General features: G+C 34.8%; 5 protein-coding genes. 2 read left to right on the top strand and 3 right to left on the bottom strand.

Annotated features, from left to right (window positions below):
- Positions 1-25: 25 nt before the first annotated feature.
- On the top strand, positions 26-8,653 hold the full coding sequence (locus RCH18_RS07085; protein WP_326936057.1) for a LamG domain-containing protein: 8,628 nt from the start codon (positions 26-28) through the stop codon (positions 8,651-8,653).
- Between the two features lie 56 nt (positions 8,654-8,709).
- The gene (locus RCH18_RS07080) at positions 8,710-9,624 is read left to right on the top strand and encodes a hypothetical protein (RefSeq protein WP_326936056.1); all 915 of its coding nucleotides are present in this window, start codon (positions 8,710-8,712) and stop codon (positions 9,622-9,624) included.
- A gap of 864 nt (positions 9,625-10,488) precedes the next feature.
- On the opposite strand, the gene RCH18_RS07075 is transcribed toward RCH18_RS07080, so the two are convergent.
- The 3 genes from RCH18_RS07075 to RCH18_RS07065 form a co-directional block, all read right to left on the bottom strand.
- Positions 10,489-11,835, bottom strand: a complete 1,347-nt coding sequence (locus tag RCH18_RS07075; protein ID WP_326936055.1) for an SLC13 family permease — start codon at positions 11,833-11,835, stop codon at positions 10,489-10,491.
- Positions 11,836-12,925: 1,090 nt separating this feature from the next.
- Positions 12,926-13,522 carry a SprT-like domain-containing protein gene (locus RCH18_RS07070; protein ID WP_326936054.1) on the bottom strand — a complete coding sequence of 199 codons (597 nt, stop codon included), beginning with the start codon at positions 13,520-13,522 and terminating at the stop codon, positions 12,926-12,928.
- 12 nt (positions 13,523-13,534) lie between these two features.
- Positions 13,535-14,212 (bottom strand): SDR family NAD(P)-dependent oxidoreductase, encoded by a 678-nt coding sequence (locus RCH18_RS07065; RefSeq protein ID WP_326936052.1) that lies wholly within the window; start codon positions 14,210-14,212, stop codon positions 13,535-13,537.
- Positions 14,213-14,242 lie beyond the last annotated feature (30 nt).

The raw sequence follows: 14,242 nt of genomic DNA, 5'->3' as shown, positions 1-14,242 counted from the left end.
TTTATTAACAAATAAAATAATCATTATGAAGAATTATATTATTGTGTTATGCATTATAGCGCTGTGCTGCAACACCTTATTTGCTCAAGAACAAAAGGGAGTAGCTACCGTAATTGGCGCAGCAGCTTCCGGAAAAGATAATCTTAACCACACCTTAACGCAAAAGGTAAATGGTGTTAATAAAACTTTTACCATCCAACATGTCGGTATCCAAGTGGGAATGCCGTACATGGGCGTAACAGATAAACCATACACCAACAATCCTACTCAAAATTACATTAAAGATTTAGGCTTCCCTTGGGGTATTCGCTATCGTTATAACACTTTTTCTGAAGACGCTTTTACCGTTTCCAAAGGCTATTTTAGTGATAAAATTGAGCTGAACTGGGACATCAAACAGAATCGTGATAAAATTGTAAGTATTTCGGTTTACCGAACAGAAAACATTGATAGTCAAAACCCAGATTGGGGTAAAGCCTTAAAAACTTTACCTGCCGATGCGGGAACTTTTGTAGATAATAATGTGGAAGGTGGCAAATTGTATCGTTATAAAGTTGCAGCAAAGGGAGTAGAAATTGATGGTTTAGAAATCCTATACAGTACTTACATTACAGGTATTGGTTACAGAAACCCAACAGGTATTATTACTGGAAATATCGCTTATACGGGTGGAAACCCAGTAAAAGATGTATTGGTGGCGGCCAACCCTACCGGAAGCACACTAAAGTTTGGAAGTTCTTTAAAAGTACCCGCTGATGGCTATATTTCTGTACCGAGGTTACACAAAAGTTTAAAAGATTCGATCACGTTACAGGCGTGGGTAAAATCAGAAAAAGATTTATCAACTTGGAACCAGCAATTGACCATTTACAAATTAGAAAGTAATGCCAACGAAACTTTATCGTTTAACATATTTACTGGCGGCGGCGCTTATATAGACCTAATTTTAGCAGGTGCAAGAGTTGCTATTTTTGGTTATTACCCAAGTGGCGAAATAGATAATAACGGTAATGATGTTTTAGTGCCCATAAATAATATGAACACTTCTTTTACCCATTTTAGTGCAGTAATTAGAGACAATAAGGCTGTCGAATTTTACATTAATGGACGATTGATTGATGCCGAGTATAAAGCTAAAATGAACAGAATCCTTGCTCAAAAAGGGTTAGAGCCATTGCGAATTGATATTAATAATATACCTGTTAGGTTAAATAAGTCAGCAGGTGGACAACCTCAAGAATGGACTCATTTTAAAATGGGAGGAGGAGTTGCTCAATACTTAGATGAATTTAGAGTTTGGGAAACTGCGTTGAGTTCTGCCCAGGTTAAACGCGATTACCGCCGTTATTTGCAGGGGAATGAAGCATTTTTGAATACCTACATCACTGCAAACGAAAAAATTGGTGATTACGCTTATGATTTAGCACATACGGGTTTTAATTTTCACGGCAATAATGCGAAGTTAAGCAACCCATTATTAACGATTGCAAAAACACCTACTTTTGACAACACCGGTAACAATATACCAACAAGTAACCAATTAGGCGTTTTAGGGGTTACTGATGAAGTGGGTAATTACGTAATATCAGCAGTTCCCTACAGCGGAAATGGAGATTCTTTTACCATTACTCCTTCGCTAGGGAAGCATGAATTTAATCCAAAACAACAACTGGCATTTTTAGGAGTAGGTTCTACAGTAGTCAATAAGGTAGATTTTATTGATAGATCTTCTTTTGTCTTTAAAGGAATTGCTGTTTATGATAGTAGAGGTGTTTTTCCTAAAACTTCTGATGCACCAATTACAGGTGATATTAAGGATGATGAAGCCTACAATGCTTACATTAAAGATAATGTGAAGTATCAAAAAGGAGAATACTGGGCAGAGAAAGATGCGTCAGGAAAAATCACAAAGTTAAACAGATATGCTCAAATACCTGTACAAGGCGCTATGGTGAGTATTGACAATGTTCAAGCGATAGATGCCTTTAATGTACCTATAGAAACAGATCTTAACGGAAGGTTTACAGTGCAAGTACCTATTGGGCAACACGCTATCACTTTAACTAAAAGCGGGCACACCTTTGACTTTGATGGCAGGTTTCCTGCAAAACAAATTTCAACTATAAATGGAGTCACCACAGCAATCAACACCTATCAAGAGTTTTACGAAGACCGAGATGAAGCTGTTACTTTTATTGACAACACAAAAGTTATTGTTGTAGGACGTGTTGTTGGCGGAACCGTACAAGCTGACCGAACTATTGGTTTTGGTTGGGACGGCAAAAAGACCTATTCGTATATAGACGCACAAGGAGTAAGCAGAACAAAAATTTATAGTTCTGAAAATAATATTGGAACAGCAGCATTAACATTAGGATACTTACCTGTTGGGGCAACCAGTGTGACGCCAGAGTATAAAACAAATTTCCAGACCAACGCTCAGTCTGGGGAATACCGCGTTTCTTTATTACCACTAAACTACCTTTTAGCGCAAAGTGATTTAACATTTAAAAACAATATAAATCCTGACGGAAAATCTCTTTTAGATGCTAGTAAAAACATCAACCTTACAGCAATAAAAAATTTACAATATCCAAAATTTATACAAGGAACGGATACGATTACCGGACAACCTTACCAAGAGGTTTTAAAGTTTACTCATATTGCTACTCCGGTGCAAAAGGTAAAAGTTCAAACGTCTGATCAGTCGTTAATTTCTGGAGGTATTACTTATACCATAACACCACAAGGATTAACAACTCCATTAGTTTATACGCAATTTTCAGATTATTCGATTGAAATTCAAGGACAAGAGATTTATAAAAACTATGATGCAAGTACTACCGCACCTTTAATAAATACAGTGCCTGTAGAAGGTGGCACTTTAATAGCAACTAATAATTTAGCGCTAGAGGACAGTGAAAAAATAACAACTTCGCCAACCGACCCAAGTATTTTGATCTATAGTTTTAAAGGGGGTACGCCCAATACTGATGAAACTACTGGATTTAAAAGAAGTATTGATTTAAGATACAGGTCAAATGGTGTTGATTACCCGGTGACTAATTTTAATACTGATGGTATTGTGGTTGGTGGTGTTGCTGATGGCTCTCAAACTTACATTACTGCTGGTCCAGAGATCCCCGATTTTGTGTTAAGAGATCCGCCAGGTTCAGGCAGTTCAGCAACTATTGAAAAAGGTTCTACTTTTAGTTTTTCGAAAGAAAGTTCATCCACCTCAAGCAACACCAGTGATGTACAATCAACTTTTTTCTTAGGTGTTAAAACATCGATTGGCGGAGGAGTATTCCCAATGCCAGTTGTAGAAACTGAAATAATTAAAGATTTAGGTACAGGCGTTACTATTGCACAATCTACGTCTAACGGAAAAAGTGTGTCTAATACTTATAGCTTTAATCAAACCATTTCAACCAGTGATGAGCCAGACTGGATTGGAGGTGATGCCGATATTTACATAGGAACTTCTGCCAACCAATTTTATGGAACTTTTGATGAAGTAGCACTTTCAAAAACAGCTAATTCAACAGCAAATATGTCGCCAATTGCCGTAACCTATAAAGACGGAAGTAAGACCAAAGCAACAACCTTGTATCCAAAAAAGAACCAAGCAATTTATTTTAATGAATCGCCAGAAAAAACTATTTTCGTTTATACCCAACACAATATTTTGAATGAAATTATTCCGAAATATTTAGACATTATCGGAAAAATTCAATCAGGTGCACTGGTAGAAAATCAAAATGGAACATTGACCCTTAGTGCCTACAGGTCTTCTATTAATCTTTGGAGAAAAATAATTTTAAACAACGAATTAAAAAAATACCAAGCATTAATGAATAAAGACCAGCTCAAAGGGTCTTTAAATGCAATTATAGAAAGTTTAAAAGATCCTGGAACCAACAGCTTATCGGCTGAGGGTAAAAAACTCAAAGACTTATTAAACAAAACTTTCTTTGAAAACATTTCTTTCGATTCCGGGATTGGCGAAATCACGAAATCATTTGGAATTAGCCGTTTAAGTGGCAGTTCGTTATCGTATGAATTACAGCTAGACGCGACATTTGTAGCAAACTACGGGTTCAAATTGAACGAAAACGGTTTTCTGGTAGAGACCACCACCACCACTGGAAATGGTTCTGCAAGTTCAAGCGAAAATAGCACAGAAGAAACCACCAATGTGAGTTATACGTTAAAAGATGGTGATACAAATAATTTATTAAGTGTTGATGTCATCAACGCTTTTGATGGAAATGGACCCATTTTTATAACCAAGGGCGGACAAACTTCATGTCCTTATGAAGGCGAGCAATTGTCTCATTTTTATAATCCAAATCATGCTAATGTTAGCAACCCAAATGCAAGTATCATTGATTTGCCTGAGCCTAATCGTGTCCCACTAACAGTTGCTACAATTGCTTTAGAAAGACCTGAGATAACCGTAAAAGCAGCAGATGTGTCAGGAATTTTTGATGGTAGAAATGCGGAATTTGTTCTCCAATTACGCAATACCAGCACCGCTAATAAAGATGCGACTTTTAAACTTTACATAGATCAAGCTACTAATCCAGATAATGCAGCGATAAATATTGAACCTAACGGAACGCTAATAAATATCCCAGCGGGCAAAACAGTGTCTTACACCATGACGCTCAAAAAAGTTAAACAAGACCAGTTTGATTATAAAGATGTAAAAGTGACCTTAGAATCTACCTGTGACGGAGACGCAGCAAGTAGCATTTTGGTATCTGCAAACTTTGTTCCTGCTTGTTCTCCGGTAACCATAACAGAGCCATCAAATAATTGGCTGTTGAATAGGAATACGGCTAATGCAGACGCTACCACCAAACCAGTGAACATTAAACTGGGTGATTACAATACGAGCTTTGCCAGTTTCCAAAAAATTAATGTAGAGTATCGGTTAAAAGGCACACCAGAATGGGTTGGATTAAGAACATTTTATAAAACTCAAGCTGATTATGATGTCGCTTTAATTGGTGGTGACACCAGCATTGAATTGATCAAAGGTGCTGAGCTAAATTACGCTTGGGATATTGCAGGCTTAGGCTTGGCAAATGGAAGTTATGAATTAAGAGCCCGCACAAGTTGTAGTAACCAAACTGCTTTTGAGTCTGCAATTATAGAAGGAAAAGTAGATTTAACTGCTCCAGTTTTATTTGGCACACCCACACCAAAAAACGGTATCCTAGGATTAGGAGACGATATTACGTTAAGATTTAATGAGCCTATTAAAACCAATGGTACCGTTACCAAGTTTGAATTTTTAGTCCAAAAAAATCAGAGTCCGGTAAAACATGAAATTTCTTTAGCTTTTAATGGATCAAACAATACGGCTACAATCAACAAACCTGCTATTACAAGCGGTAATTTTAGTATCGAGTTTTGGTTGAAAAACACCAGTCCAACCGGAACTTCTACCCTGTTAAATCAAGATGCAGGAATTAAAATAGATTTGATAGGAAGCGATTTAAAATTCACTATTGGTGGTCAAAGTATTGCTGCAACTATTTTAAAAGACGGTGCATTTAATCATTATGCACTTTCTTATAATGCCGTTGCCGATAGGTTAATCATTATTGAAAATGATAGAGAACTGAAAATCCAAGGTGTTACTGGGAAATTAAATTTAACTAACGAGAACCCTATCGTTTTAGGAGGTAATACTTTTAAAGGAAACCTTCACGATTTAAGGTTTTGGAAACGCAGTATTACAAGAGAAGCCGCGGTTGCCAACATGAATATTTCACTAAACGGTAACGAAACAGATCTGATTGGCTATTGGCCAATAAATGAAGGTAATGGAATAGTTGCTAACGATTTGGCCAGATACAAACATTTAGCAATTGCGAACACCAATTGGGACATTAGCCCAAAAGGTACCGCCTATAAATTTGATGGTACCAATTACCTGACCTTAGCAGACGCTGCCAAAGTGATTATTTCTGAAGAAATGGACGCCACGCTTTCTTTTTGGATGAAAACCAATCAAACTGGAGTTGCAACGCTGTTTTCTAACGGTACCGGAGATGCTAGTGATTCTGTAAAAAGTAATGGATATAGAAATAAATGGGCAATATCGTTAAACGCAAAGGGTAACATCGAGCTAAAAGCAGAAGCAAAAACATTCCCTTTTGGCACCGTAAAAGTGAATAACAACAGCTGGCATCACATCGCGATGAGCTTAACCAGAAACGGTACTGTTAGAATGTATGTGGATGGTAATCAGGTAGAATCTTATGCAAGTGCAGATTTAGGAGGCTTTAGTTCAAGTACCCTATTTGTTGGAGCTAGAGGCGTAAACAGTTCGCTAATAGTTGATCAAAATTATACAGGTTTACTGGACGAGCTATGTTTTTGGGAAACTGCCCGTAATGGCGATCAAATAAAAGCGGACCAATACCATGAAGTAGATTTTAAAAGTACTGGACTAATATTATATGCTAATTTTAACAAACCAGAAACTACCAATAGTTTTGGCCCTAAATATTATTATCCTTTAAACACATTTGAGAAAGTAAGTAGCTATGCTTTATTAAACAATAAACCGCTGGCTTTTACAGACGAAACTCCGGCAATGAAACCGCTTCGCCCTACAGAATCTATTGTGGTAAATGCGGTAATTAACGGTGATCAGATTGCTTTAAACCCACAAATTACAGATTGGTCAAGTATAGAAGGTAAAGTAGCTTACATTACGGTGTCTAACCTTAATGATATGGCAGATAACAGGCAAAAATCGCCAGTTACCTGGAGCGCACTCATCAATAAAAATCCTGTGAAGTGGTTTGTAGAAGGGCAAAATGACGTGGTTAATTTGGTAAAAAGAACTAATGAAAATTTATCTTTTGATATGACCATTATTAACCGAGGTGGAACACCACAACCTTATACCATTGAGTTGCCTACTTGGCTAAGCTTACCAGCAAGTTCTGGAACTATTGCACCAAACTCAAAAACTACTTTAAAGGCTACAGTTGATAGTGATTTAGCAATTGGAAATTACAATGTTGTTTTATCACTTGCTACTGGCTATGGTTATAATGAAAAAATACAGTTGGATTTAAGAGTGTTGGAAAAAGAACCCGTTTTAACTTTAGATCCTAGCAAGTTTAGCCAATCCATGAATATCATTGGAAAAATAAAGATAGGCGGTGTTTTTACGGATGACCTTTATGATAAGGTAGTGGCAACTGTAAACGGCGAAGTTCGCGGAATAACCAATGTTATTTATGATGCAAGTTTTAAAGAATACTTTGTGTTTCTAACGGTTTACAGCAACCAAGTTAGTGGCGAGGAGATGTCTTTTTATATTTGGGATGCATCTGTTGGTAAATTAAAAGAAGCTGGTTTAAACACTAATTTCACATTGCCGCTTGTGCCAGATCAGATTATAGGAACCTACACAAAGCCGGCATTGTTTGAAAACACAGAAATCACTGGTCAACAAATAACATTCAATCAAGGTTGGACATGGACCTCGTTTAATGTAACAGATGCTAGATTTAGCAATGTAAATGCGCTTACAAAAACCCTTTCGCTTAGCACCTCAGATTTAATAAAATCAAATGCGCCAGCGCTGTTTGATGCTTACGAATCTAATTCTTCCGATCCTGCTTTGAGCGGATGGTCTGGAACGGTTTCTAGCAATGGTGGAGTTTCAAACACTAAGATGTACAAGGTTAAATTAGCTATAGCTCAAAAGTTAAATATAAAAGGCGCTCCGGTCGATTTGAATACTTGGTCTTTTAATTTGTCCCAAAACTGGAATTGGTTGCCTTATGTGGTTTCTAAAAACATACCGGTAACTGATGCTTTAGCAAACCTAATTGCAAGTGATGGTGATGTTATAAAATCGCAATCGCTATTTGCAATTTATAGCTCCACTGTGGGATGGAAAGGCTCTTTAAGCTATCTAAAAGTCGGGGAAGGCTACATGCTAAAAACCGAAATTGGTCAGTCCTTTTCATATCCAGAATATTTGAATAGATTGAATACTAAAATGACTTCTATTAAGGTTAAACAAAAAAGCGTATCAAAAACAACAAGTATTGAAAATGAAAATTTAGTTGTAATTTCCAAAGACTATTCAAAGTTCGCAAACACAATGAACGCAGTTGTAAAACTTCCTGAGGGCTATCAAAATTTATCATTTTACAATGAATCTGGAGCACTAAGGGGAAATGCTCAAACGCAAAATGTTGAAGGCATAGAAGTAGCTTTTATTACTATCTATGGAGACAAATCAGAAAAACTTACCGCTTATATTGGCATAGGAAATAGTGCTCATGCTACAAGCAAAACGATAAACTTTACTGCTGACGCCATTTTGGGTAGTCTAGCTGAACCCGTAATTATTGATTTTTCATTAGAGAAAATTAATATTTTTCCAAATCCGTTTCATCATGAGTTTGAAGTAACTATTGACAGTGAAGAATCTGGAATTTCTAAAATTTTGATTTATGATATGTTAAGTAGAATTGTGTATGAAAGTAGTGCAAATATTAATATTGGTGCAAATAGTATTAAAGTACAACCTAATATTCCTTCTGGTATTTACATCCTCAAAATTCAAAAAGGCGATAAAATATTATTCCAAAAAATTATAAAAAATTAAATCAAATTCCTTAGTATGGCTTTAAAACACCGTACTAAGGTTCAAAAAATATTTTTATGAAAAACATGCTATTAATATGTAGTTTGCTAATTTCTTACCACATTATGCTTGGGCAGGCACCCACTTGGTCGGTAAAGGAAAACAATTATCAATATACTATGACTTTTGTCGCAAAACTGAACGTTGATGGTAAACAATTAATCAATCCTGAAGATAGAGTTGCTGCTTTTGTTGGCAATACTTGTCGCGGAGTTAGTGGCGTAACTTATGTTACCAGCGACAAAAACTATTATGCTTATCTCACGGTATTTGCAAATGAACAAGCTGAAAATATCAGTTTTAAACTCTACGATAGTGCAGCCAATAAAATAGCTACAGTAAGCAAACAAATCACTTTTGTGGTAAATGAACACAAGGGTAACCTGTTCCAATCCTATAGTATTGCGGAACCAGCTTTAAATAATGTGTCAACAATCTTATCTTTTAATTTTTTAGACATTAAAAGCATATCCTCTACAATTACGAACGGTCAGGTTAAAATAAACGTCTTTGAAAGCTATGCTTTAACTGACTTGAAACCTGTATTTGCATTAAGCACAGGGGCTACTCTTTTAAAAAATAGATTAATTCAAAAATCAGGTGAAACACTGGGAGACTTTTCAAATTTAGTCAATTATCAAGTTCTATCCGAGGATGAATCAACTCTAACCAGCTATGATGTAAACGTTAGTACCATCAAAAATCCCACTTTATTTTATAAGAAAGATGCCGTATGTTATGCGCCTGGAGCATTAAAAGTGGTCTCTAAAAAAGAAGGAATTCCAGTAAGTCTCACAAGCGATGGAAAAACAATAGTAACTAAATTAATTAGTGATGGTGAGGTAATATTCCCAAATTTAAATGCTGGTTCGTACGTCGTTACAATAGAAAATGAATTTAAAATTATAAACATATTATTAATAGAGAAATAACATGAAAAAAACAGAAAACTTAAGAATAAGAATCATTATACTGTTTATTACTACATTGTTTTTAGCTGGATGTTCTGCGGAAAAGTTACCTTGTGAAAATGTAATTCAACCAAATTTTGTATTAGTGGAATGATTGAAATAATTCAAAAGCACAATTCTATTATGATATTAAAAATATAGCAAAAGTCATTTATATTCCATAACAAAGCCTCAGCAAATTATTAAGGTTAGAGCGCATGTTCTACTGACTAGCATTTTTAATTTAAAGGTAAAAACCTCAGATAATAAAGAATTTAAAACAATTGACTTGTTTTTAAAAAATGGTGCTCACGGCGCCATTTTTTATTCCTAATAGAAATCAGTTTGCAACTAATGTTTAATTCTAGTTTTGATTTTACCAAGTTTTATAAAAGCTATTTTTACGCTATTTTTTTAATTATTATTTCTTAAATGTTAGTGAAGTCGTTACTAATTTTTAAGCTTTTTTTAGAATTATTTTATAGTTTAAAAAAGATGCAGAAATTGTAAAAAGAGCTCTAATTAAATGTGAATTATTTATTTAAAATATCATATAATATCTAGAAATACTTGAATTTTTGAAGAGTTATAATCGCTCTGCTTTTTCCTTTTTGTAAGCTCTCACATACATTTACACAATTCATTTTTAGATTAAATTAGAATTTTATTTGTTAATTATTATTAGCTAAATAACCTATCCTATAATGAAGGCGTTACTTCGTAAAACCAAGTTCTCAATTAGCTAATGAAAAAACAAGCTTATAATTCAAAATGAAAACTATTTAACTGCATAGTATATTATTAAAAGATAATTGCTTTCACTTTTATAAATTAGAAAAATCCTTTTTAGTGAAAAATGAGGTAAAAAAGCAAAGTTAATACTAATGAAAATATAATATTGAGTATAAATCCTGCTTTCATCATCTCACGTTGTGATACCAATCCAGTTGAAAACACCATTGCATTTGGTGGTGTTCCCACAGGCATCATAAAACCAAAAGATGCAGCTATAGTGGCAGGAAATACTAAAATCATAGGATTTATATGAGATTCTTGAGCAAGCGTATACAGCAAGGGTAAAATCAGTGCGGCACTTGCTGTATTACTCATAAATTCAGTCATAACAATAGAACCTAGAACAATAAGCCATAAAAAAATCAGCATTGGCATTTGTTTATTTAGACTCATGACATCACTAATTAAAATAGCGCCAAGCCCTGTACTTTCCACTATAAATCCTAATGTAAGTCCGCCACCAAACAATAATAAAATATCCCATCGTATAGCATCTAAAATTTGGTTCCACGTCATAACTTTACATATAAAAAGCATCAGAATCGAAACAATTGCAACTAAGGAACTAAAACCTGAGGCAATATCTAGTAGTTTTGAAAAGACGCTTTCAAAAACCCAAAGTAAAATTGTGATTGTAAAAATGACAATTAGTGTATTTCGTTTTGGGCTTTTCTTTCCAGGAACTGTAATCGTAGGAACTAAAATCTTCCTGTTTGGTTTAAAATACAAAGTCAATATCAACACCATTATTGGAAAGGTAATTAAAAATACAGGTACTCCATATAGCAGCCATTCAGAGAAGGAAAGTCCAAGTAAAGTTGCGCCAATTGCATTAGGTGGACTGGCTATCATGGTAACAACCCCACCAATGTTTGCAGAATAAGCTATTCCTAGCAGTAAAAATTTAGCTTCAGCCGTTGAATTTTTACTATCTGTAATTGCTAAAACTCCTAAAGCCAATGGAATCATCATTGCTGCAGTTGAAGTATTGCTCACCCAACATGCAATTAATCCAGTGGCCAGCATCAAGAGGATTGCCGAACGATAGAAATTTCCTTTAGCTAGAACCATTAGTTTATGAGCAAGCAACTGATCTAAAGAATGAGCAGATAAAGCTCCAGCCAATACAAATCCTCCCATAAACAGATAAAGAACAGGATTAGAGAACTCGCTAAAGGCTACTTGAGGAGATGCAATATGCAATACAATTGCCAGTACAGGAATCAATAAAGCAGTCATCGATAACGGAATGGCTTCTGAAATCCACAAGCTAGCTGCAAAAAGCAAAATAGCTAATGCACTGTTAACTGCAGCGTCATTAAATACCGGAAAGCACAAAACACCAATGAGCAAAAATGCAGAAACGATTAATCCCTTCCAGTGTATTGTCTCTTTCATAATTAATTTTTCAAAAGCGGTAATTTATCAATTTCGAAAGTAAAAATTGTGACTAATCTATAAATCCTATCTCAAACTCTCGAGAAGCGATACGCTAATTTAAAAGTCGCATTTGTATTTGATTTAGAAATAAATTTATCCAAGAGTGATGTCTACAAGTTTAATTCATTCAAATATGATAAAAATATACTCTAATGACTAATAATAGTTGCTAAGACTGATTAAATGTAAAAACCATTTGTTTGGTGCATATTTTTATATTCTCGCAGAAGGAATTTTTATTTTTTACTAAATCCTTTTACAAACGATTTATATTTTGAAGAAATTGTCTTGTTTAAAAATTGTTTTATTTAAAACCGGTAAAAAAACCTTAGTTTAAATTGTGTGTTGTCTAATTTATTTAAAGAAAATTAAAGCCGTAAATAAAGTATTTTGTAGTTTTATTTCAATCGAAATTTAATTTAAAAAGATTTCAAGGTCATTTTTTAATGTTTTACAGCAATGAATCGTTTTTTGGATCAGTGTTTAAAATAAAAATCCTTATTCTGCCCCTGACAGTAACGGCAGCCCCGACTGAAGAAAAGCTATTTTTTGCTGGAGTGGCAAAGCGACCAGTGGAAGCTCTTGCTACGAACTAGCAAAAAAAGCTTTTGGAGAGAGGGCTAAAGTGAATGGCAGGAATAGGCCCTAAAAAAAATAAATCGTTAAGAAAATTGTTCTACCTCAGCAATAGGATTGAATAACTACAGTTTTAAATAGAATTATAAATTATACTATAGATCGTATTATCACTTAAATTCATTTAATGTAACTAATAAATAACGAGCAGTGTCGCAACGAGTACTTGGATTGTTATAAATGTAATAGTCTTAAAATACTAAGATAAAACTGCAGTGGCAATCAAAAGTCATTTAGCACACGACATGTTTGCCCCTGATAGTAACGGCAGCCCCGACTGAAAAAAGCTATTTTTTGCTGGAGTGGCAAAGCGACCAGCGGAAGCTCTTGCTACGAACTAGCAAAAAAAGCTTTTGGAGAGAGGGCTAAAGTGAATGGCAGGAATAGGCTCTAAAAAATAAAAAAGAACACTTTAAGACAGCAACTCCACCTCAGCGTTAGGATTGAATAAGTACATTTTTCCTGAACTGATTTCTAGACATTCAAAACGCTTGGTGCGAACGGCTATTTTTTTGAAAATCTTTCCGTTTGAAATTCTAAAAACACTACCATAAGGAATTTCGAACACGTAGTTTTTATCATTTTGCTGGTCAAATTGTTTTAAGGCTAATGATAATGTTGCGTCAGTATCACTACTAGCAGATGGATTTTTAAAATGTCTAGCTAACAGTGGTAACAATTGCCTAGGGAAAATTTCTGGTCGAATGTAAGGAATCATTAGGCGTTGAAAAGAATATTTCCACTCGTTTCCATGCGGTTTTATATTGCGTCCAAATTTTTCAAAAGCCACTAAATGAGAAATTTCATGAATGAGTGTTATCAAAAACTTGTATTTATTTAGACTAGCGTTTACCGTGATTTCATGTTTGCCACTTAAGCCCTTGCGATAATCGCCATGACGGGTTCGCCTCTCATTCACAATTTTAAGATGTACTTGATTGCTAACGATAAGATCAAAAACGGGTTTTACCGCATGTTCAGGAATATATATGGCTAAGGTTTCAATCAAAATAATTATTGATTACGGATTTGTTGAAGAAACCTGCAGCACCTTTCCATTAAAATATTTATTCCCAGTCAAGGTAAAATTAAAAATATAATCGGCCATTTCATTCGCTGAAATGGGCGCCTGATATCCTGGAAAAGCTTCTTCTAACATTTCTGTTTGAACGGAACCTAGTGCCAATACATTAAAAGATATTCCTTTTTCCTTATACTCCTCTGCTAATAATTCCATAAGTGTAATAACTGCTCCTTTACTTGAACTATAAGCGGCGAGTCCAGCAAACTTTAAACTTCCTTGGATACCTCCCATAGAACTAATGGCAACCACATGACTGCCTTTTTTTAAATAAGGCAAAGCAATTCGGGTTAAGTTAGCAACTCCAAAAACGTTCACTTTGTAGATATTTTCAAAATCATCCTGGGTAGTATCTATAAATGGTTTTAATATCAAAGCTCCTGCATTATGAACGATGCCGTCTATTTGTTTCCAAGATTGTGAAACAAAATCAGTTACTTTACTCAACTCCAATTCATTTGACAAATCAACCGAAAGACAAGTAATATTCTCATTGCCTAATAAAGTTTGAGGAATTTTTCTTGATATAGCTAAAACTTGATGTCCAGAATTTGCGAATTTCAAAGCCAATTCATGCCCTATTCCCCTACTTGTTCCTGTAATAATAATATTTTTCATGGAGCAAAAATAAACAAAAACCACAAATTA

It is taken from the genome of Flavobacterium sp. PL11 (assembly GCF_035985025.1).
GTDB lineage: Bacteria > Bacteroidota > Bacteroidia > Flavobacteriales > Flavobacteriaceae > Flavobacterium.
This window is presented reverse-complemented; position numbering and strand designations above follow the sequence as displayed.